Source organism: uncultured Lactobacillus sp., assembly GCF_947367125.1.
In the GTDB taxonomy this organism is placed as follows: Bacteria; Bacillota; Bacilli; order Lactobacillales; family Lactobacillaceae; genus Lactobacillus.
This window is the reverse complement of the sequence record NZ_CANBCQ010000025.1, coordinates 20,122-40,901: the sequence shown is the minus strand read 5'-3', so window position 1 is coordinate 40,901 and position 20,780 is coordinate 20,122. Positions and strand designations below refer to the sequence as shown.

Genomic DNA, 20,780 nt, shown 5'->3' with positions numbered 1-20,780 from the left:
TGAGTTTATAACTCTCATGAGGTAGTAGTCATTGCTGAAGGATCAGCATGCGTACAGGCGACACGCCTGAAGCACGTCCTATTACTTACCACGATTCATATTGTACTAACCTCTTGAAAAAATAGCAAGTTAAATTGACTATAATCTTGCTTTTGTAATAATTCACCTATTCCCTATCCCAATACCATTCACACAAATCTAAAATAACAAAATGCCGTAATCCTAGACACAACAAGAAAAAGCGAGCATACGCCCGCTTTACTGTTTCTTTACTTTTTCTTAAATTTTACAACGATGTAACAAAATCAATTGAAAAAGTAATATTACTATACGATTTCTGTTAAAGGTCTAAGTGTGAACTCTACATCTTGCGATATTTTCTCCTGAGCCTTTTGACCAAGCTAATTAGTTGGTCAAGCAAGTCCAGATTAGTCTTGCTTAGCTGCAGGCTCAACTGCAGATTCTGCTGAATCATTAAAGATATCAGTAACAGTGCGTTCAATGTATGCAGCTGATTGAGGAGTGTGATAATATGCAACACCGTCTTTCTCGAATGCATTGGCTTCCGCAATCGTATTCATCGCACCGCGCACTTGATCCGCAGTTAGATTATCGACTGCATCCCCCAATGTAATACTAATTTTCTTCTTTTCTCCGTTCAAGAAAGTTAACTTCATAGTCTTAGTAGTTTTTGCCATCATTTCTCTCCTTATTTCCTATATTTATGTTCGTTAATTTATTCAGCTGCTGGCACAAGACGTGACTTCTGCACTAAGTATGCTTCATCAAATGAGTCTTCTTGCAAACTAGCAATTGCTTGACCCACCTTTTGCAACTCATCTGCCTTAGCGCCAGTCTTCACGTTCTTCAAATTGCGGGTCTTTTGCCCATTCTTATACTTCTTGTTGCCAAATACATATTGGATTGATTGTTCAGTTAATTCGTAATTCATGTTCTTCCTACCTCTTAATAATTAGTTAAAATTGAGTATTTTGTAATCAACCTGCCGGCCAGATGTCTTACACTATAACTAACGATTCAAAGTCACCAATTGGCTCAAATTCGTTAATATTTTTTTCTAAAAATAAGGAGAGTTGTATTATTATGAAGAAATTGGTCTTTTGGGGTGTTATTGCTGCGATGTTCATCTTAGGTGGAGGTGGCGCCGGTGCTTACATTAGCCATGCCAACACTCAAACGCACAATAATACTTCCTATAATAATTCCAATAAAAAGAACGCTGATCCTGACCAGCAAAAATCTAATAATTCTGATGCAGATTCTAACAAGGATAATTCTAGTCAGGATGATTCTGCCAAGTCATCATCTGATAAGGACAAAGAGCAATCCAAGACTTCCAGCTCATCCAGCAAGAAGTCAGATGATCAATCAAGTTCTTCATCTTCTTCAAGTGATGACCAGCAGAAACAATCATCTAGCAGCCAATCCAGCGCAGCTTCCTCAAGCAGCAGTCAATCGTCTGCCGCAAGTTCTAGCTCTGCTGCTAATGATGATAGTAAGTAATTGAACGAAAAAGGAGCCAATTTTTGGCTCTTTTTTGTTTGTGCTCACTGTATTCACAGTATATACTTAAATAATAAAATATTTTTAGCATAAGGAGGGCTTATCATGGTAGTCAAGGCTAGAAAACAAGGAAATTCAATAGTGCTTACCATTCCAAGTACTATCAAAGTTCCACTTAATACAGAATTCTCTGTTGATGTAAATAAAAACGGTGATATTGTATACAAAAGAATTGCTAAAAACAATTATGATTTATGGTCAGACCCCGCTTATGACGATTATGATTATGATACTGAAATAAAGCGAGAATACCAAGAATTAGGATACAATCCTAGAGAAGTCAAACCTGTCGGAAAGGAACTAGCAAATGAGAAGGATTGATGTCCATCAAGGTGACATAATAATGATCGATGCTGAACCACATGCTGGTCACGAAATGGGTGGACATGATCCTGAAAAAGGAAATATTCGTAGACGCTATTTAGTAGTTAGCAGACATGCTTACACTAAAAAGTCTGGATTAGTAATAGGACTAGCAATTACTCATAACCATATTACAGATGATCCATTTAGATTCTATGTGCTAGATTATGCTAGTCACACAAATGGAGATGCATTATTATTTCAAATGCTATCGTATGATTTCATTGCCCGTCATGGAAAAATAATCGGCCACATAAAAGAATCAACAGAATTCGATAATTTACTCCAACAAGTAAGAAATATTTTTTCAAAAGAATAATTACTTAAATTATCATCCATCAACCAATCCAGCGCAGCTTCCTCAAGCAGCAGTCAATCATCTGCCGCAAGTTCTAGCTCCGATGATGACGAGAAGTAAAAAATAGCCGTTACTCACATTGAGTAGCGGCTATTTTCATTAGACCTAGGCTTCTTTCATCATTTGTTCAATTTGATCCCGGGAAACAGAATCATGGTAGTCTTCTGTCAGATCCTCCAAAGTTTTGGAATCTGATACACCATAGCTTCGGTTACGACGAATGATCTTCTTAATTGCATTCACTGTTGCACTTAAAATTCCTTTTTCTTCACCGTATTCACGCTCTTCAGCTAGCTTAGTCTCATAGTCCATAATAGTATCCCTCCAAATTGGATCTGCGTTCATTTCTGTGATTTTCTGTCGAATTTTTTCAATAATTCTAGCCCCAATTAAGTTCATCATACTTTGCTTGAATGAAATCTCTAAACAAAGGTAAGGTAAAACCGACCTTTCCCCTAATTATTGGCTTAATTAGATCATATTTAATTAATTTTGCACGATAGCTATTAACATACTGCTTACTTTTTTGCATAGTCCTAATAATTGAACTAATACTATTATCTTGCGCCATAGCGTACAAAAATTGAAAATCCACATCCGTTAATTCATGAGCAATTACATCATACGCTTGGTTGAAAAGTACATCACGGAATCTAAGTTTAGTATATTCCAAAGCTTTTTCAAACGTCATCTTTTGACTCAAATTTTCATACATCAAATCTCCGATCAATTGAAATGCATAAGCATAGCCTTTTGACATATCTGCCAAAATTTCTGCTTGCTTAGCTGTTATGTCTAATACATCCATGTAAGTTCTGGCAATTGACGACGCAAATAGTTTAGAGACGTGAAACCTATCCGCCCGAACCAAGAAGGTTAAATTATGTGTGCCTGATAGTTCCGCCACTTCACTTAATAGTCCGGTCATAATCACTGAAACTTGATAGTTATTTAGGCTCCAGTCGTTGAATTCCTCAGCCAATTTTTGAATTGTGGGTGTATTTGACACTTCATCAATACAAAATGCAACACGAATCCCCACTTTGTTCAAAGCTTTAAGAATCTTGTTAATTTCTACTTTATAATATATTTCATCATGCTTTTCATTTGCTTCAGTGAAATCTACTGATACAAAAGGAACTTTAATAGAAATTGATGGCGTCCATTTTTTGATTTTATCTAGCATAGGCACTAGCTTGATATACATCATTCGAAAAAGATCATCAGAATTGTGCAAAGTGACTACCATAGTATCTTTATATTTTTTTAGTTCTTTACCCACTTTGTTCATAAAAACTGTTTTTCCTGAACCTCGTACCCCTGTAATAAAGAGAGAATAAGTTGGATGTTTCTTGAGACGATGGGCTCTTTGAGCAAATTTAACTGCATCATCATTAAAATCAAGATATAGCTCTGGGATCCCGCCAAATTCAGCATCAAAAGGATTTTCATTATACATATTTTTCCTCATTTTACTTCATTTTACTTTTTACATTTATATTTTACTTCATTTTACTCCATTTTACTAATCAAAACTGACTTCTATACTTTTGCATCTCTCAACCACTTCTATTTGCTTTTATTTGTAGAAGTCTGTAAAATTATTATTGACTTTGTATCTATTTATTTATAAATAAAGGGGTAACAACTTTGACTGAAGAAGAAAAGAACGCTCAAGCTCAAGCTGATAAAGAAAATGAAGAAAACGACGACCTTAAAGTCGTAATGCCAGAAGCTAACAGGACTACTATGCCACAGGAAGAATTCAAAGAACAACCTGATTACTTAAAGGTCTTCGCTAACTTCTACATCGCTGAATTCGATGAAGACGATCTTGAAGTTATCAACCTTTACGATGAAAATCACAACATGGTTGATATCAATCGCTATGTTTTAAACAACATCCACTTCCCACGCAAGAAGTTGGTTGATCATGTGTTACAATACCACGACTACAACTTTAAGGACTTGCTTAAGACCATGGAAGAAAAGACTGGTGTTAAGCCAGAAGAAATGCTTACTTATGAAGCATGGGAAAAATGGGACGAAGACCAACGTACTAAGATTCCTTCATCACTTTCATAATTTATATCAAAAAGCTCCCGATTGGGAGCCTTTTATTTTTGTTTCAAAGGTGTTCGATATAACTGACAAAAAATGCAAATTTTGTCAGTTATATCGAACACCCTTAATAAACAAAGCCCGATTTCATCACACTTACCTCCCTCTTTTTACAATTTCTAATAAATCTAGCTTGCATTGTCCAGCAAAATAGACGAAAATAGGTACAACAAGGGAAAATGTCATAGTGGCATTTTCTTTTTTTGTTAAAGCTACAATTTATTTGTGGGAGATTTTTATAAATGAATAATAAGTCAAAACGTATGAGCGCGGCTGGCTTGCTAATCGCCATTGGGATTGTTTATGGTGATATTGGTACTAGTCCACTTTATGTTATGAAGTCGATTGTTGAAGGCAACGGCGGGATCGGAAATGTAAACCGTGATTTTATCGTGGGTTCTATTTCCCTAGTTCTTTGGACTGTAACCCTGCTTACCACTTTGCAAACAGTGCTGATTGCCCTAAAGGCTACCAACCATGGTGAAGGTGGTATCTTTGCCCTCTATACCTTGGTTAGAAAGCGTGCTAAATGGCTAGTTTTGCCAGCCTTAATTGGTGGGGCCGCAATCTTAGCCGATGGTACTTTAACGCCAGCTGTTACTGTAACAACTGCGATTGAAGGGTTAAAAGGGCTCCAATTCGGCGGCAATGTTCCTGTTTCCACTCAAGAGATGGTCATCCTCATCACGGTAGTAATCCTGCTGATTCTGTTCTCAATTCAAAGAATGGGAACTAGCATCATTGGTAAAGCTTTTGGTCCGATCATGTTTGTTTGGTTCGCCTTCTTAGGACTCATGGGGATCATCAACATGGCTGGTGACTGGTCAATTTTAGAAGCCATCAATCCAGTTTATGCTATTAAGCTCTTGTTCAGTCCTTACAACAAGGCCGGAATCTTTATCTTAGGATCAATCTTCTTGGCTACTACTGGTGCTGAAGCCTTGTATTCAGACGTCGGCCACGTTGGTAAGAGCAACATCATTGGTTCTTGGCCATTTGTCTTTGTTTGTTTATCACTCAACTACTTCGGTCAAGGAGTTTGGATTTTAAACAATCCAACCTTCCGTCCAGCTGACGGCGGTGTGCTTAATCCATTCTATGAAATGATTCCAATTAACATCAGATTGTTTGCCATTATTTTGGCTACTGTTGCTGCTGTTATTGCTTCACAAGCCTTGATCACTGGTTCCTTCACTTTAGTTGCTGAAGCCAGTGGACTTAAGTTCTTGCCAAGAATGAACATTGATTATCCATCAAATGAAAAAGGCCAGATCTACATTCCTTCAATTAACAAAGGAATCTGTCTTGCAACCATCGCCATTGTTTTATATTTCCAAACTTCGGCTCACATGGAAGCAGCCTATGGTCTTTCAATTACGATCTCAATGCTCGCAACGACTATTCTGCTTTATGAATGGTTAGTCCTTAAGAAAGTCCACATGGTTTGGAATTGGATCTTCTTGATCTTCTTCGGCGTTCTTGACATTATGTTCATGATTTCAAGTTTAACCAAGTTCACTCACGGTGGTTACGTATCACTATTCATCGCCGGTGTGATCGGCTTTGTTATGTATGTTTGGTACTACGGTAACAAGATCCGCGATAAACGTGAATCTAGAAATGCTTATGTTCGCTTAGATGAATATACTGATATGTTAACGAACTTAAGTCATGATGAAAATTATCCAACTTATGCCACTAACTTGGTTTACACGGCTAATGTTAAGTACAACAAGTTCATCAAACGTGAAATCTTGTACTCAATTTTGGACAAACGGCCTAAACGAGCTAAGGCATACTGGTTCGTCACAGTTAACGTAACCAACGAACCATTTACCGCTGAATATGCTGTTAACACTTACGGTACTAAGAACGTAATTAACATTCAGCTCTACCTCGGCTTTAAGAAGCAAACTAGTGTGAATGTCTACATTCGTCAGATCGTTCATGACTTAATTGCTGACGGGACAATTGAAGCCCAACCGCAAGAATACACTACTACCCCAGGTCGTGATGTTGGTGACTTTGCCTTCGTTATTGTTCAAGACGTAATTAGTCCGCAAACACAATTAGTTGGCTATGAAAAATGGCTTGTGGAAGCACGGGTTCGCTTGCAAAACTTGTCTTCTAACCCAGCTTCCTGGTTCGGCTTAGAATACGCCGATACCGTAATCGAGCGTGTACCATTAATCCTTGGTCAACCAAATCCATCTTACATTAAGCGGATTAAGCCAAAGGATTACTCGACAGCTAAAACTAAATAATTACTAAACTAAAAAAGACTCCCAACAGGGAGCCTTTTTTAGTGCAAAAAATTTATTAATGGGTAATAAGTTATAAAGGGCTGCAGTGTAGTAGTAGCACTGTAGTCATCTTTATTATAGGAGCCTATATGTAATTTAGCTAATTTTTATACCTGAATATTAATAAAAGTTACTACCAAATTACGACCCGTTTTTCAGGATCAAGCCACATGCCGTCTTTTTCAGTGACGCCAAATGCCTTGTAAAATTCTTCCTGACATTGTGATTGCACGTTGGCACGTTCTGGACCTGGAGCGTGTACATCGATAGATACTTGCGTCTTAATTGATTCTGGCAATTGTTTAGTTGCCCAAACGCGAGCGAAGTTTTCGAACAATTCCTTCATCTCGCCGCCTTCGCCCTTGTTAGCTTCAACTGCAGCAGTCAAACCACCTTGGTCGGCAATATTTTCTGAAACAATTTGCTTACCATTCAAGATTACAGGACCGTATTTAATGCCATCGAACAAATCAATTTCAGCTTGAGTTCTTTTCTTAAACTCAGCGAAGTCTTCATCAGTCCACCAATTCTTCATATTACCGAATTCATCGAATTGAGCACCGTTATTATCAAAGGCATGAGAAACTTCGTGTGCAATTACTACCCCAATACCACCATAGTTAGTAGCACGGCTTTGCTTTAAGTCGTAGAATGGCTTTTGCAAAATTGCTGCTGGGAAAGTTAAGTCGTTTCTTTGTGGATCGTAACATGCGTTAACCAAGTTACCTGGCATCAGCCATACAGTCCGATCAACATCTTGGTCCAACTTTTCAAGGTTGTACTTAATTTGTTCCCGGCCAAATTGAACTTCATTTTCATAAAGACTGGCAGTTGGATCAACTTGCAAGCGATCGTAAATTTCTTCAATCTTATCTGGATAACCAATCTTCAAGATCAAAGCCCGCAACTTAACAATAGCCTTGTCTTTGGTTGCTTGAGAAAGCCATGAATTTTCACGAATCCGCTTTTCATAAACGTCGAGCATCTTGTGAATCATGTCGGTAACGTCAGCCTTAGCTTCAGCACCAAAGTAAGTTTGACCATAGTAAACACCAACTACTTCACTAAAGTCGCTGTTAGCAATGTGATAAGCTTGCTTAATTCCAGTTGAAAGCTGTGGTTGACCGTATAAAGCTTGGCTGAATGGGAAGGCTGCTTCACGGAATTCTTGTGACAAAGTAGAAGCAACACCGTTAATAAACTTGACTAACATCCAAGCCTTAATCTCGTCAAAGTTTTCTTCATTCAATAATTCTTCAGCGTGATCCAAGTAACGTGGTTCAGTTGAAATTACCCGCTCTGGCTTCTTTGCAAACAAGCCATTCAAGAAGTAATCCATCTTGAAGGAGTCAAATTTTGCTTCAAAGTCAGCCAATGAAACTGGATTATAAGTTGCCGGATAATCAGCCCATTCTTCAGTTGACTTAACTACCTTAGCAATCTTAGCATCATACTTGATTGCTAAATCAGCGTAGTTTTCGGCTTCTTTTTCATCAAGACCAGCCATGGTCAATAACTTAACTGATTGCTTTTGCAAAACATCTAATAATTGCTTGGCAGCTGGTGTCTTGTAGGTTGTCGTATCAGGTAAGAATGTGCTTGGACCGCCAAAATTCAATGAGTGAACCTTGGTGTTCTTCATATCTGCTTCAACACTGAAATCAAATGGAACTGCAAAACCGTTCTTGTAAAAATCAGCTGCCTTCAAGTTAAAGTCATCGAAGTTGCGTAAATCCAAGATTTCATGCAAGTCGGCTTGAATAGGAGCAGCGCCATCGGTATTTCTCTTATCAAAGTCCTTAGCGATCTTGTAGAGTTCTACCGCCTTACTAAAGTTAGGAACATTTGGCAATTCCTTCTTGCCAGCTGCAAAATCCGCAAAGTCTTGCATTAAGTTCTTTTCAATATTTAAATCAATACCGTCAAATGAACTAGTTCTTGAACGGTCAGATGGAATCTTGGCATTTTCCAACCATTCTGAGTTAACCGCCAAGTACAAATTATCTTGTGGGCGAGCTGAAGTGTCAGCCTTAGTGATATCACCAGCACCACCACGTACATTAAAATGCATTAAATTACCTCCCTATTGGAAAAATTTTTTATATAAAAACATGATAGCATTATGAAAAAATTAAAGCTATCATGTTGTTTTTATTTTATGAATAATTTTATCTTTTTCTGCAGTTTAGCATGCATTGGGATTAGCATCACCAAGAGCAAAAAGATGCCAATTGCAGCTACGGCGAAGAATTGAATGTAGCCAAAGTCTTCAATGATTAAACCGCCAAATAACGGCCCTAGCGATCGACCAATTGAAGAAGCCGATAAGGTCAAACCTTGATACTTACCCTTACTCGAATCAGGCGACAAGTCATTAACGTAAGTTGGAATTGAAGGCATGGCTGTTGCCTCACCCAAGGTTAAAATGATCATCGACAAGGCAAAGTGCGCAAAATCTTTAGCAAAAATCAAAGTTACAAAAGAAATGGCAAACATCAAAGTGCCGAATAAAATTTGCCTAAACAAGCTCTTAAAAATCGTCACCCGACTTAAAATAGCCTGCACAACTACAATAATTCCGGCATTGATCGTCCATAACAGACTATACAAGTGAAATGGGATTCCTAGTGACACCATATAAACTGATAAATTAGATTCCCAGTTCATGTACATCAGCCAAATCACCGCAATCGTAATAAAGAAGCCGATTGACATGATCAAATTATACTTTGGCATCGGTTCAAAGGTCTTTTTCTCAGTTTGATCCTGGTTAGCCAGACGCTCTTTGTGAAATTGAATCATTGGCCGGTAGTTGATAATCGCATTGAGACATACCCCAACAAATAGCAGTCCAGCAATCACAAACAATAAGGTTACTGAATAATCATACAGATAACCAACGGCCAAGGTTCCGCAAACTACGCCCACATTTTGGGCAAAATAAATCATGTTAAAGACATAGCGGCCTGGCTTAGACTTAATACTCGTAGCAATCGAATTGATCAAAGCCCCATTCCAGCCACCTAAAAAGCCAGTTAAGGTCATCCATAGCCAATAGATCGGCCAACTATGATTTAAGGCCATGCCAAATAAAACTGCTGCGTCTAAAGCTGCACCTGCAATCAGCAAGGCATATGGATCAAAGTGGTCATAGCACCAGCCTGAAATAAATGAGCCAATCATATTCGCAACACAGTTGAATAGCAAAACGACCCCAACTAAGGCTAATGAAACGCCAAGATGGTCGTGCAGATATACTGAAGTTAAGGGCCAAATGAAACTGGAACCCAACCAGGTTAATAGTTCACCTAGCAATAGCCAGTGCAATTTAATTTCATCAGTAGGTTGTTTTCCATGTGCTGTGCGCATCTTTTCTCTTCCCTTCTTTTTGTTTTCATTCTTTCAATCTAGTCTAGCAAGAATTGTGATTTTTTGCACGAGGGTAAAAGAAAAAGCCGCATCCCTCACGGATGCAGCTTTAATTATAAGACAGCTTAATTAATTATTCTTCTTTTTACGATCAGCTAAGCCAAACAAACCTAAGCTTGCTAGTAACATCCCAATTACTCCAAGAACGGTAGTATTTTCACTACCAGTTTGCGGTAAAGTTGCAGGATGAGCCACAGCTTTTTTGCCTTGTTCGACATTAGTTTGCACTAATTTTGGTACTCTAGTTGCCTTGGGCTTAACTGTATTAACTGGCGTTACCTTAGCCCCTTGTTTAGCAATAGTTTTAGCCTTGTTAGCTTTTGCTTCATTAGTTGCCTTCTTTTGTCCGTGTACTGGAGCAATCATTTAAATTGTTCTTTTTTCTTCAGTCCAACTTCTAATTTCGGTTACATCTTGCGCGACTTCTAAACAACCCAGGTACTTATTATTTTTATCACGCACCGCGTAATAACGCAAATAAAGGCAGCGCCCCATTTTATGCGGCGTAAAGTGGAACTCATATTTATCGATTTCACCAGCATGGAATCGGGCAAAAATCTTTTTAATTAACGGTCGACTTTTAGCTGTGTGACAAGAAAAGACGTTATTGCCTAAAGCATTGCGTGAATGAGGGTAAATAGCCGCGCCACCGCCAAAATAAGCCACCTTATCATTTTCATCAATAAAAGTCAGCGCAAAAGGCAGCAAGTCTAAAATGGCATTTAACTGCACTAAATTTAGCTTTCCTTCTGCAAAATTGATAAAGAATGCGGACAAATTAGCAACTTCTACTGGACCGGCCGCTTTTTTGGCTTCCTTAGGCTTCCAATTCATTGGCTTACGAATCAAAGTGTAACCGATTTGTCCTTCTTCACACTTAACGTTATACCAGTCAGCTTGATCAGCTACCTCATCAATCATCGGAATCATGATGTTTTCTTCTTTAAAGATCATCTCTAGCACTTCATGACTAGCCTTTTTGATTGCTTCAGCTAATTTGTCTCGATCAAATTTTTCGGCATTAGCGATTTTCAATGCCTTGTTAATCAAGCCGCGAATATCATCATCAACGCCCCACATTACTTCAGGCGGAGCCGTAATACCGTATTTATTCATTAACGGAAAAAGTGATGTTTCTTTACGGCGATAATGTTTATCGATCGTGACTAAATCACTTAATTCCTGGCGAATCTTTTTCAGAGTATCTTGTCCTGCCTCATACTTTTCTAAATCTGGCAAAAGCGCGTCATTGATCAAGGACTTTAAGACCATATTCTCTAACTTAATTGTATGTACGGGATGACCGGGCACAGAAAAATCGGGATTTTCCACATTTTCCTTGATATTACCCTTAAAAACATCGGCATGAACATTGCACAGATATTGAATATCTGCCGGATTCAGTCCCTGCTTAATTAATTCACGCTCTGCAGCTGTAATTTCAGCTACATCAACTTGATCAAATTCTTCTTGAAACATTTTCTTAGCGGTCGCAAAGTCGCCACCATCTTGGATGTAATGCAAAATCTTTAAAATTGCATCCTGTCGTTTTTTATCAGTCATTGATTACTTTATATCCTTTATCTTCAAATGCTTGTTTTACTTTGGCCAAATCAATTTTCATTGCCTGGGCGCCTAACGGAATCGTCATTACTCGGCCAACCGTATTTAACAAACCCGGGATCTTAATTCGGGTGAAGCCACAATCATACATAATTTGGACAAAATCAGGGTATTTATCAGCCATTTTCTTAATTGGCATGGAGAAATCGATAATCTTCTCATTTACCGGCTCTGCGGTTTTAATTTGCTCACCATGGTTAGTTACACCTAACTGCTTTTTGGCCGCTTGAGATAGTCGCTCTGTCGTCCAAACGGGGTACCAGACTAACTTAATCTCGCAAGACGTAATTCCCGCAACCGAAAGGACAGCTTTTTGAATCTGTTTTTGTAAATAATCAGACAAAGGACAACCCATCACGGTCAAAGTCATCTTAATTGTGGCTTTTTCACCTTCAATATCAATGCCATAGATCAAACCCAAGTTCACCACATCAACCTGCAATTCTGGATCAATCACTTTAGTTAATGCGGTCATAATTTGGTCAACTTGTTTAATATTTTCTTCTTTCATTTTTCCACCTAGCAAAAAAGTCTGGAAAATTCTTCCAGACTTTAGTTTAACTTACTTCTGCAATTTATCCCAGATGACTACCTTGCCCGCCTTAAGCGACTTAGGAACATCGATAATGCGTTGATTGCTTGAGCCTCTGAATTGCAAGGTCAAATCCTTCAAATCATTCATAAAGCGCCCATCAACCAGGATATCAATTTTGGAGAGCATTTCTTTTTTATCGGGTGTTTCTTTTTGCAATTCATCCCAGGTATAACCTGACCAAGACCAAATATCTTTACTATGACCAAATTCACGGCGAATCCGATTAATAATCTTTAAGCAAACCCAAGTATTCAAAAATGGTTCACCGCCTAATAAGGTTAGCCCCTGAACATAAGATTGGCTTAAATCCTGAATAATGCGATCTTCCAACTCTTGCGTATAAGGAAAACCATAATTAAAGTTTTGAGCCGCTAAATTGTAGCAGCCGGGACAATCAAACAAACATCCCGAAACATAAAGACTACATCTGACTCCTTCACCATCGACAAAGTTAAATGGCTTATAATCCGCAATTTTATGTTTAGAATAATCCTCCGTCTTCCATTCTTGTGGCTTAGGATTTTTCGGCTTGCGGTGCATCCGTTTTAATTCGCGCTGGTGGTCTAGTTGCGGCTTATATTGGTCCGGATCCACAAACATGGTATCTCCACCCATATTAACCTTGATCAAATTGCTGCGAATATCTGGCCCTTCTTGTGTATTTTTATCTTTTTCAGGCATTAATACTCACCGTTTTTCACTTCTTCTTCGGTTGCTAAACTGTCTTCTAAACCAAAGTCCATGTGCTTAACGCGGTGCACAATTTCTTCATGACGACCATGAACCATTGGTCGCTTCAATGGGTTACCCAAGTAACCACATGTCCGCTTAACACAATCACAAGTAGCCGGATCATGATTACCACACTTAGGACATTCAAAGCCTTTAGCAGTCGACTTAAATTCACCGGCAAAACCACACTTGTAGCATTTATCAATTGGCGTATTAGTGCCAAGATAACCAACCTTGTCATAAGCCCAGTCCCAAACAGCCTCAAGTGCTGCAGGATTTTGCTTCAAGTTAGGATACTCACAGTAATGAATAAAGCCACCAGCTGCATAGTATGGATATGGTGCTTCAAACGTTAATTTTTCAAATGGTGTTGGGTGTTTGCGAACATCGTAGTGGAATGAGTTAGTGTAGTATTCCTTATCGGTAATATCTTTTACCTTGCCGAACTTAGCCGTATCTAACCGGCAGAAGCGATCCGTCAAACTTTCACTTGGCGTTGAGTACAGGCTGTAGTGCCAGTGATATGGATCTTCTTTTTCCCACTTAGCACACAAATCGTGCATTTTCTTCACAATCTCAATTGTAAAATCATGTGCTTCTTCATTGTGTTCCCAATCAGGACCATAAAAGACGGTCCCTACTTCATACAAGCCAATGTAGCCTAAAGAAATCGTAGCTCGGCCATTCTTGAACAGCTGGTTTACATCATCGCCAGGCTTAAGCCGCTTGCCAAAAACGCCATATTGATACATAATCGGCGCATTTTCTGGCTTAGCTTGAATAGCACGACGGCCTTTAAAGGCAAGAGCTTGGTGACAAGTACGCATTCTCGTGTTAAAAATTTGCCAGAATAATTCTTTGTCGCCATGACTTTCCATTGCAATTCTAGGCAGGTTAACGGTTACTACACCTAAGTTCATTCTGCCCGAATTAACTTCGCGACCATTTTCATCTTTCCAACCTTGTAAAAATGAACGACAACCCATTGGTGCCTTAAAGGAACCGGTAATCTTCTTGATCGTGTCGTACATTAAGACATCAGGGTACATCCGCTTAGTTGAACATTGAATTGCCAATTGCTTAACGTCATAGTTAGGATCACCAGGATGCAAGTTCAAGCCCTTTTTAATAGTGAAAACTAGCTTAGGGAAAATCGCCGTTCTCCGTTCTCTACCTAAACCCTTGATTCTAATGCGCAAAATATCTTTTTGAATTTCTTTTTCAATCCAAGAAGTACCTAAGCCAAAGCCCAAAGTGGTAAATGGTGTTTGTCCTTGACTAGAAAACATGGTATTGATTTCATATTCTAGTCCTTGCATCGCATCATAGATGTCTTTCTTGGTTTGCTTTCTTGCATATTGCTCTACCTTTTCAGAATCATCAATAAACTCAGCAGCATCCTTTAAGTGCTTTTGATAATTCTTTTCGGCAAAAGGAGCCAAAACTTCATCAGCCCGGTCAAAAGAACAACCACCATATTGGCTAGAAGCTACATTAGTAATAATTTGCGTAACTTGGTGGGTCGCTACATTGATCGAGTTAGGACTAGTCATGTAGGCATTACCGATCTTAAAGCCGTTAGTCAACATATCCTTAAAGTCAATCAAGCAACAATTAGTCATTGGTGAAAGTGGCGTGTAGTCCAAATCATGCCAGTGAATATCGCCGCGCAAATGAGCCTTAGCAATATGTTGTGGTATCATGGTCAACCCTACTGTTTTGCCCACAGTCCCCGCAGTCAAATCACGCTGCGTGCTAAAAACTTCACTATCTTTGTTAGCATTTTCGTTAACAATCGTTGGGTCGCCGTGAACCATCCGTTCAAGCCGGGCACGCGTATCTGTTTGCTTAATCCATTCTTCTTCATCATGCTTGCGGTATTGTACATAAGCTTTGGCTTCATCCAAGTAGCCTAATTCATTCAAGCTATCTTTAAAAGCCTGCGCTACATCTTGTGCCTTTACCTCTTCAGCAGTATCAAGTTTAGCAACGATTTTCTCAACTACGGCAGGTGCTATATCATCCAAGTCAAGGTTATGTAAAACCATGTTAAGTTTAAAAACTGCAAAAGGATACTTTGATCCATCTCGCTTAACGAAGGTTTTAGGTGTGTTTAATTTGGTTACGCTTTGTTGGTTAAATTCTTCTTTTAGCATTTCGATCACTCCAAATATCGTGTCTTAATCATAGCATAAAACGCAACATCTTGTATTCTGTTCAAATATAGATGAATATATCTTGTATTAACCAAAAAGCGATGACAATGGGAAAATCGTCTAACAAATTTTATTTTGAAAAAATTTAGGCAAAAAAAGAACCACATTGCTGCAGTTCTTTTTGAAAATTATTTATTTAATTTTTTATTTTCTTCATCAAAGATCTTACCCTTGTTAACTTCGTAGTAAGTCTTGTAACGCTTGAAGTAATTATGGAACATGTACTTCATCAATAACCAACGCTTAAAGTTCTTGTCCTTATCATAAAAGACAGTCGTACCATAACGACCTTCACGGATAAGTTCATCCGCGGTTTCTTTGTAGTCGTTGTCATAAGCGTAGTCATTAAAAATCTTCTTAGGTACACCTAACCAAAGCTTGTACTTAGATTCGAGCTTGTTGCCGTAAACAGTTTTCTTATCCTTAAGTGCATCTTCAACATAGTCATCGATGTACCACTTAGCCAAGTTGTAACCATTCAAAGTTACATAGAAACTTGAACGACCTTGACGCAAGTTAATTTCAAAAAATTTGAATTCACCATCACGTGGATCGTACTTAATATCGAAGTTAGCCATACCAGTGTAGTTCAACTTTTCAAGGAATTGTTGTACTTCTTCATACAATTTTTCATTGTATTCAGGCAAGATTGCCATGTAGTTACCAATTGATTGAGGAGTTGGATCTTCCAAAAGTGGGTGACCTAAGCACATCATCTTAACTTGATGGTTCTTATCAACATAAGCGTTTAAGGTCCGCATATTAGAGTCATCGCCAGGGATAAAGTCTTGCAAAATAAGGTCGGCCTTGTAACCATGAGTATAAATCTTAGTTACGATATCTTTAAATTCAGCCTTATCTTGAATGGCAAAGGTTTTCTTTCGACCTTCAAATTGACACTTAAGCCATGAAACAGGATCTTCTGGCTTTAATTCTACTGGGAAAGCAAACGGAACATCTTCGTACTTACCTGACTTGTAATCATCCATGGTAATGATCTTAGTCTTTGGATAAGGCAAACCATATTCTTCGGCAATTTCATAGAAGCCTTCCTTGGAGATTAATTTTTCAAGCAAATCGTACTTGATGTAAGGTACGATGAAGACCTTTTTCAATTCATCTTGGTGCTTAGAAAGCAGTTCAGCGTAGCCATCACCACAAGCAATCAAGATGACTGGTTCTTCATGATCCTTGTATTCTTCCATCTTTTTGTGCATTACGTCCATAAAAGTTGGATCGCTACTGAAACCATGGTGCAATTCAACGTCAACAATGCTTGAATAACGAGTAGCAGCAAGTTGAACGTCAGCTAAAGCCTTCACCTTAATACCATATGCTTCATTAAATGAACGTGCCATACCATACACGTTGATATCACTACCGAGTAAGATCGGCGTAAATTTTTTACTCATTCTCAAAAAATCTCCCTAGAATTATAGTAATTTGCCTTGTGAAATTAGCTTAGCAACTTCAGGTTGCACGTGTTGATACTTCTTAACTGTATTTTCATAGTCAACAAAGAACAACTTGTACCAAACAAGGAAAGTGTAAATAGCCCAGATCTGACGACGGTGTGAGCCATCACCTTCATAGTTGTCATCAAGCAGCTTAATGATCTTCTTTTGGTCAAAAATATCATTAACGAATTCTTCTTCAAACAAACTACGTACTTGCTTGTAAAAACGTGGTTCCTTAAGCCATTGCTTGATTGGCGTTGGAAAACCTAACTTCGGTCTCTTAGCCCATTCATCTGGTAAAACTTTTTCTGAAGCTTTACGCAAAGCATACTTAGTATCATGACGGTTAACTAAGTACTTAGTTGGGATTGAGTTAGCTAATTCTGCAATCTTTTTATCAAGGTATGGTACACGAACTTCCAATGAGTGAGCCATTGAAATCTTGTCAGCCTTTTGTTCAATGTCATTAAGCATGAAGTGGTGCAAGTCAATATATTGCATCTGCTTAACGTTGTCAATGCCCTTAACCTTCTTGAAGTCCTTTTGATAGATACCGTTCACGGTTAACTTATTGCGGTAAGTAGGCTGCAAAATGCTGTTAGCATCCTTAGAAGTGAAGATAGTTGGATAATCCATATCATAGATCACTGATTGACCAACATAAAATTCACTTGGGTCAGCCAAGTTGGTGTACATATGTACCTTACCTGGGAAGTTAGGCATCTTCTTAATTTTATGTGCCAACTTCACGCGCTTCTTTTCAGGCAACTTCTTAAGTTCTGAAGTAAAGACCTTGATAATATCATTGTGCGTGTGCATCCCGTAGTTCACATAACCGGCAAACAATTCATCGGCACCTTCACCAGAAAGCGCAACAGTAACATGCTTACGCGCTAATTTACACAAATACCAAAGTGGGATGATTGATGGGTTAGCATCAGGTTCATCCATGTGGTATTGCATTTCTGGGAAGTCACGCATAGCTTCATCAGCATCAACCTTGTCGCTAAAGAATTTCCAGTGGTTAATGTCAGCCAAAGCCTTAGCCTTAGATGCTTCATCATAAGTTGAGTCATCAAAAGAAACTGAGAAGACGTCATCTGGATTAAGCAAACTAGTCAAATATGAAGAGTCAATCCCTTCTGATAAGAATGCTCCGACCTTAACATCAGCGTTACGGTATAAATCAACAGTTTCCTTCAAATCTTCATTAATTCTTTGCAAGGTTTCCTCAAAGGAAAGACTGTTTTCTTTATATTCAGCATCCCAGTATTGGTGGGTCTTCATCTCGCCATCTTTATATTCGAACCAATGACCGGCTGGAAAACGGTAAACGCCCTTAAAGAAGGTTTCTTCTAGGTCATTGTATTGGTTCATCAAATATGGCTTAACTGCTTCAACGTTTAATTCGCGCTTAAACTTTGGAAATTCCAAGAAACTCTTAAGTTCTGAACCAACAAGCAAGTGCCCATTTTGGTTACTGTAGTACATTGGCTTAATCCCAAAGAAGTCACGGGCACCATAAAGGGTCTTATTGTTGTCATCCCAAATAAGGAAGGCAAACATCCCGCGAACACGCTTAAGTAAGCCATCCATGCCCCATTCTTCATAGCCGTGCAATAATACTTCAGTATCGGCCTTAGTAGAAAAGACGTGACCTGCCTTAATTAATTCTTCTCTTAATGGTTTAAAGTTATAAATTTCCCCATTAAAAATAATTGCTCGAGTTTTATCTTCGTTATAAATAGGTTGACTGCCCCCACGAAGGTCAATAATCGACAATCTTCTAAAGCCAAGGGCAACTTCATCGTTAGTATAATAACCGTCAGAACTAGGTCCACGGTGTTTAATTGTAGCCATCATTTTACCAATAACAGCTTGTTTTTCATTTATCTTTGGATCATAAAATGCGACAATTCCGCACATAATTTAAATTCCCCTAAGTTCTCTCTAAATCTTAATATTTATGATATATTCGTTATTTTTGCTTTAACTTTTCTATTATAAGCTAAACACTTGTAATAGCCAAATGCCTTTACTATTCCTTAATCAAATAAAGTAAACTCGGCGTCTAGAAGCTGCACCATAACCAAAGGCTTGAATGCGATGCCGCTTTAAATCAACATTCACAATATAACCAGCAAATTCATTACTATGATCAATCTGGCGATCCAAATTTTTATTATATTTAGTCGTTAATGAATGATTTGGTCCCATTAAAGCAGAACAGTTAAACAAAATATACTGAATCCCATTAATGCGGTATTGATCTTCACGATGCCGGTGACCGCAAAAGTAAGCAACGATCCGAGCATTTTTGACATTAGTAAAATCAAAGTCGTTCGACAAGCGAAATTCAGCTGGGACACCGTCACTAGTATGCATCCGGCCGCGTTCGCGTTGGTTAAAGGCAACTAATAATTCATGAAGTGAGCGACCATTATACTTGAGTGCATTAGAACCTTTGCGATTGATTGGATTAGCATGGGACATTAAGATAATCTTCTTGTTAGACGAATTGGTCAAAATCTCAATAATTTCTTCAATTTGATCTTCCCGCACAGCTAACACAATCTTATTATCGTAACGCTTTTGTCCGCGATTATTCAATGTATATGGGACATCTGAGGTATTAACCGAAATTACTCGCACATCATCTAAGTCAAAATAAGCAACGCCATGTTGACGCGAAACATAGTGAATTCCTTGCTGGCGGTACATCTCAGGCCACATAATATTTTCAAATTCGTTTTCGGGAAATGACGCTTTTAAATCATGATGCTCGTCAAATTTATCGTTTTCATCATGATTGCCCTTAATACTCAAATATGGCACTGCAGTTGATCTAAAAGACTGGTTTATTTTAACTAATTCACTTTCACTAACTAGTCCCGCATCAGAGCCATCAATCCAATCACCTAAATGAGCCTTTAAATCTAATAAACCTGACTTATCTAGGTAAGAAAATTCCTGCACATGTTGCAGACCGTTAAAGCCATAAAAGTCACTGCTGTCTTTATCTTTAAAGTGCGTATCCGTAATTACGCCAATATTAACTGAATTGACACCAGAACGAATATGCTCTTTCACTTCTGCGGTGAAATTATCTAGGTAATTTTCAACCCAATAGCGCCGGCCAGTATTTTTATTATGAAAAGCGCGAAAGCGACCCAAATTTTCACTATATTTACGCACATATTCTGGTGCTAATTTGGTCGTGCTTTCTGGGCTAAGTGCTTGCCGCAATACACCATCTTCATCTTGATAAACGGTTAAAACATAATCCTTACCATGAGGTGTCCCATCAGCAGCCCCAACATGATATTCTCCAATAGTAGTGTATTTTTGCATCGGATCAAGCAATTCACTGTCTTTATTCATTGCTGAGCGTTTTTTTACGCCCATAATTCGATCAACTATTCCCTTGGTATGTTTAAACAAATTCATATTTTCGCCTCAAAAAAGCAAAAAAAGCCGGCCGCTTATCAGCCGACTCAAATAATTTATGCGTTATGTGCTAAAGCATATGCAGCAAGTCCAATTGATACTACGGCATCTTTAGATAATACTTCTTGTAAATCCTTAGCTGCAATTGCTTGAACTGCACCGATAACCTTTAAGCTGTAAGCAATTTCGCGGTAATCAGTAGTTGGGTCGTATAAATCATCTTCATATGGATTTTCATGATTGTAAGTCAAGTTAATTTCATCTTTGTCAACATAACCATCAACGTGGTTAGTTAAAATACGATCATGCAAATCAGTCAACTTACTATCCATTTTAATCAAAGTTAACTTATGATCACTTTCAGCTTCATAATATTGTTCTTCAGTCATATCGAAATAATCCTTGATTGGATTATTCAAAACACCCAAGTTATCGATTACTTTGTAAACAGCTTCAGCGTCAAAGTCTTGTTCGCCGTTTAAAATCTTGTCTTGTGATAAGGCTAAGTCATCAGCCAACATCATGGTATCTAATTTTTCCATATGATCCTCC

At 38.3% G+C, this 20,780-nt stretch carries 20 protein-coding genes; 5 read left to right on the top strand and 15 right to left on the bottom strand.

The window, feature by feature from the left end:
* Positions 1-428 precede the first annotated feature (428 nt).
* Complete coding sequence (locus Q0Y84_RS07805) at positions 429-701, bottom strand: DUF2922 domain-containing protein (protein WP_005718399.1); 273 nt, start codon at positions 699-701, stop codon at positions 429-431.
* A gap of 35 nt (positions 702-736) precedes the next feature.
* Positions 737-952 (bottom strand): DUF1659 domain-containing protein, encoded by a 216-nt coding sequence (locus Q0Y84_RS07800; RefSeq protein ID WP_195922191.1) that lies wholly within the window; start codon positions 950-952, stop codon positions 737-739.
* Positions 953-1,104: 152 nt separating this feature from the next.
* Here Q0Y84_RS07800 and Q0Y84_RS07795 point away from each other — a divergent pair, with 152 nt between their 5' ends.
* The 3 genes from Q0Y84_RS07795 to Q0Y84_RS07785 all read left to right on the top strand — a co-directional run bounded on the left by Q0Y84_RS07795 (position 1,105) and on the right by Q0Y84_RS07785 (position 2,266).
* Positions 1,105-1,524 carry a hypothetical protein gene (locus tag Q0Y84_RS07795; RefSeq protein WP_297952417.1) on the top strand — a complete coding sequence of 140 codons (420 nt, stop codon included), beginning with the start codon at positions 1,105-1,107 and terminating at the stop codon, positions 1,522-1,524.
* 105 nt (positions 1,525-1,629) lie between these two features.
* Positions 1,630-1,905, top strand: coding sequence for a hypothetical protein (locus tag Q0Y84_RS07790; protein WP_005721688.1), 276 nt, complete (start codon positions 1,630-1,632; stop codon positions 1,903-1,905).
* Positions 1,892-2,266: a type II toxin-antitoxin system PemK/MazF family toxin gene (locus Q0Y84_RS07785; protein ID WP_023488853.1), complete on the top strand. Its 375-nt coding sequence runs from the start codon at positions 1,892-1,894 to the stop codon at positions 2,264-2,266. Before Q0Y84_RS07790 ends, Q0Y84_RS07785 begins: the two co-directional genes overlap by 14 nt.
* A 144-nt stretch (positions 2,267-2,410) precedes the next feature.
* Here Q0Y84_RS07785 and Q0Y84_RS07780 read toward each other — a convergent pair whose 3' ends face one another.
* Together Q0Y84_RS07780 and Q0Y84_RS07775 are read right to left on the bottom strand one after the other, a co-directional pair.
* On the bottom strand, positions 2,411-2,617 hold the full coding sequence (locus tag Q0Y84_RS07780; protein ID WP_013085713.1) for a hypothetical protein: 207 nt from the start codon (positions 2,615-2,617) through the stop codon (positions 2,411-2,413).
* 67 nt (positions 2,618-2,684) lie between these two features.
* The gene (locus Q0Y84_RS07775; protein ID WP_005721691.1) at positions 2,685-3,764 is read right to left on the bottom strand and encodes an NB-ARC domain-containing protein; all 1,080 of its coding nucleotides are present in this window, start codon (positions 3,762-3,764) and stop codon (positions 2,685-2,687) included.
* A gap of 191 nt (positions 3,765-3,955) precedes the next feature.
* Between Q0Y84_RS07775 and Q0Y84_RS07770 the strand changes: the two genes are divergently transcribed.
* Positions 3,956-4,390 (top strand): hypothetical protein, encoded by a 435-nt coding sequence (locus Q0Y84_RS07770; protein WP_013085710.1) that lies wholly within the window; start codon positions 3,956-3,958, stop codon positions 4,388-4,390.
* Positions 4,391-4,668: 278 nt separating this feature from the next.
* Complete coding sequence (locus tag Q0Y84_RS07765; protein WP_297952404.1) at positions 4,669-6,690, top strand: KUP/HAK/KT family potassium transporter; 2,022 nt, start codon at positions 4,669-4,671, stop codon at positions 6,688-6,690.
* A gap of 172 nt (positions 6,691-6,862) precedes the next feature.
* On the opposite strand, the gene Q0Y84_RS07760 is transcribed toward Q0Y84_RS07765, so the two are convergent.
* The 11 genes from Q0Y84_RS07760 to Q0Y84_RS07710 all read right to left on the bottom strand — a co-directional run bounded on the left by Q0Y84_RS07760 (position 6,863) and on the right by Q0Y84_RS07710 (position 20,770).
* Positions 6,863-8,800: a M13-type metalloendopeptidase gene (locus Q0Y84_RS07760; RefSeq protein WP_297952402.1), complete on the bottom strand. Its 1,938-nt coding sequence runs from the start codon at positions 8,798-8,800 to the stop codon at positions 6,863-6,865.
* Between the two features lie 80 nt (positions 8,801-8,880).
* Complete coding sequence (locus Q0Y84_RS07755; RefSeq protein ID WP_297952400.1) at positions 8,881-10,098, bottom strand: MFS transporter; 1,218 nt, start codon at positions 10,096-10,098, stop codon at positions 8,881-8,883.
* Between the two features lie 129 nt (positions 10,099-10,227).
* Complete coding sequence (locus Q0Y84_RS07750) at positions 10,228-10,524, bottom strand: LPXTG cell wall anchor domain-containing protein (RefSeq protein ID WP_297952398.1); 297 nt, start codon at positions 10,522-10,524, stop codon at positions 10,228-10,230.
* The gene (locus Q0Y84_RS07745; RefSeq protein WP_297952396.1) at positions 10,525-11,721 is read right to left on the bottom strand and encodes a DUF438 domain-containing protein; all 1,197 of its coding nucleotides are present in this window, start codon (positions 11,719-11,721) and stop codon (positions 10,525-10,527) included.
* A complete protein-coding gene (locus Q0Y84_RS07740) occupies positions 11,714-12,292 on the bottom strand; it encodes an iron-sulfur cluster assembly protein (RefSeq protein WP_297952394.1) in 579 nt (192 codons plus the stop codon). The genes Q0Y84_RS07745 and Q0Y84_RS07740 overlap by 8 nt, the downstream gene beginning before the upstream one ends.
* Before the next feature lie 51 nt (positions 12,293-12,343).
* Complete coding sequence (gene nrdG / locus Q0Y84_RS07735) at positions 12,344-13,057, bottom strand: anaerobic ribonucleoside-triphosphate reductase activating protein (RefSeq protein WP_270770209.1); 714 nt, start codon at positions 13,055-13,057, stop codon at positions 12,344-12,346.
* Positions 13,057-15,264, bottom strand: a complete 2,208-nt coding sequence (nrdD, locus tag Q0Y84_RS07730; protein WP_297952390.1) for an anaerobic ribonucleoside-triphosphate reductase — start codon at positions 15,262-15,264, stop codon at positions 13,057-13,059. The genes nrdG and nrdD overlap by 1 nt, the downstream gene beginning before the upstream one ends.
* Before the next feature lie 188 nt (positions 15,265-15,452).
* A complete protein-coding gene (locus tag Q0Y84_RS07725) occupies positions 15,453-16,736 on the bottom strand; it encodes a carboxylate--amine ligase (protein WP_297952388.1) in 1,284 nt (427 codons plus the stop codon).
* 21 nt (positions 16,737-16,757) lie between these two features.
* Positions 16,758-18,707 carry an asparagine synthase (glutamine-hydrolyzing) gene (gene asnB / locus Q0Y84_RS07720; RefSeq protein WP_297952386.1) on the bottom strand — a complete coding sequence of 650 codons (1,950 nt, stop codon included), beginning with the start codon at positions 18,705-18,707 and terminating at the stop codon, positions 16,758-16,760.
* A gap of 123 nt (positions 18,708-18,830) precedes the next feature.
* The gene (locus Q0Y84_RS07715) at positions 18,831-20,228 is read right to left on the bottom strand and encodes a metallophosphoesterase (protein WP_297952384.1); all 1,398 of its coding nucleotides are present in this window, start codon (positions 20,226-20,228) and stop codon (positions 18,831-18,833) included.
* Positions 20,229-20,284: 56 nt separating this feature from the next.
* Positions 20,285-20,770 carry a hypothetical protein gene (locus Q0Y84_RS07710; protein ID WP_297952382.1) on the bottom strand — a complete coding sequence of 162 codons (486 nt, stop codon included), beginning with the start codon at positions 20,768-20,770 and terminating at the stop codon, positions 20,285-20,287.
* Positions 20,771-20,780 lie beyond the last annotated feature (10 nt).

What these genes read in the sequence shown, in the direction of transcription:
- Q0Y84_RS07805 (WP_005718399.1), bottom strand. Translation starts at nt 701, where the DNA reads ATGATGGCAAAAACTACTAAGACTATGAAGTTAACTTTCTTGAACGGA.
- Q0Y84_RS07800 (WP_195922191.1), bottom strand. Translation starts at nt 952, where the DNA reads ATGAATTACGAATTAACTGAACAATCAATCCAATATGTATTTGGCAAC.
- Q0Y84_RS07795 (WP_297952417.1), top strand. Translation starts at nt 1,105, where the DNA reads ATGAAGAAATTGGTCTTTTGGGGTGTTATTGCTGCGATGTTCATCTTA.
- Q0Y84_RS07790 (WP_005721688.1), top strand. Translation starts at nt 1,630, where the DNA reads ATGGTAGTCAAGGCTAGAAAACAAGGAAATTCAATAGTGCTTACCATT.
- Q0Y84_RS07785 (WP_023488853.1), top strand. Translation starts at nt 1,892, where the DNA reads ATGAGAAGGATTGATGTCCATCAAGGTGACATAATAATGATCGATGCT.
- Q0Y84_RS07780 (WP_013085713.1), bottom strand. Translation starts at nt 2,617, where the DNA reads ATGGACTATGAGACTAAGCTAGCTGAAGAGCGTGAATACGGTGAAGAA.
- Q0Y84_RS07775 (WP_005721691.1), bottom strand. Translation starts at nt 3,764, where the DNA reads ATGTATAATGAAAATCCTTTTGATGCTGAATTTGGCGGGATCCCAGAG.
- Q0Y84_RS07765 (WP_297952404.1), top strand. Translation starts at nt 4,669, where the DNA reads ATGAATAATAAGTCAAAACGTATGAGCGCGGCTGGCTTGCTAATCGCC.
- Q0Y84_RS07760 (WP_297952402.1), bottom strand. Translation starts at nt 8,800, where the DNA reads ATGCATTTTAATGTACGTGGTGGTGCTGGTGATATCACTAAGGCTGAC.
- Q0Y84_RS07755 (WP_297952400.1), bottom strand. Translation starts at nt 10,098, where the DNA reads ATGCGCACAGCACATGGAAAACAACCTACTGATGAAATTAAATTGCAC.
- Q0Y84_RS07750 (WP_297952398.1), bottom strand. Translation starts at nt 10,524, where the DNA reads ATGATTGCTCCAGTACACGGACAAAAGAAGGCAACTAATGAAGCAAAA.
- Q0Y84_RS07745 (WP_297952396.1), bottom strand. Translation starts at nt 11,721, where the DNA reads ATGACTGATAAAAAACGACAGGATGCAATTTTAAAGATTTTGCATTAC.
- Q0Y84_RS07740 (WP_297952394.1), bottom strand. Translation starts at nt 12,292, where the DNA reads ATGAAAGAAGAAAATATTAAACAAGTTGACCAAATTATGACCGCATTA.
- nrdG (WP_270770209.1), bottom strand. Translation starts at nt 13,057, where the DNA reads ATGCCTGAAAAAGATAAAAATACACAAGAAGGGCCAGATATTCGCAGC.
- nrdD (WP_297952390.1), bottom strand. Translation starts at nt 15,264, where the DNA reads ATGCTAAAAGAAGAATTTAACCAACAAAGCGTAACCAAATTAAACACA.
- Q0Y84_RS07725 (WP_297952388.1), bottom strand. Translation starts at nt 16,736, where the DNA reads ATGAGTAAAAAATTTACGCCGATCTTACTCGGTAGTGATATCAACGTG.
- asnB (WP_297952386.1), bottom strand. Translation starts at nt 18,707, where the DNA reads ATGTGCGGAATTGTCGCATTTTATGATCCAAAGATAAATGAAAAACAA.
- Q0Y84_RS07715 (WP_297952384.1), bottom strand. Translation starts at nt 20,228, where the DNA reads ATGAATTTGTTTAAACATACCAAGGGAATAGTTGATCGAATTATGGGC.
- Q0Y84_RS07710 (WP_297952382.1), bottom strand. Translation starts at nt 20,770, where the DNA reads ATGGAAAAATTAGATACCATGATGTTGGCTGATGACTTAGCCTTATCA.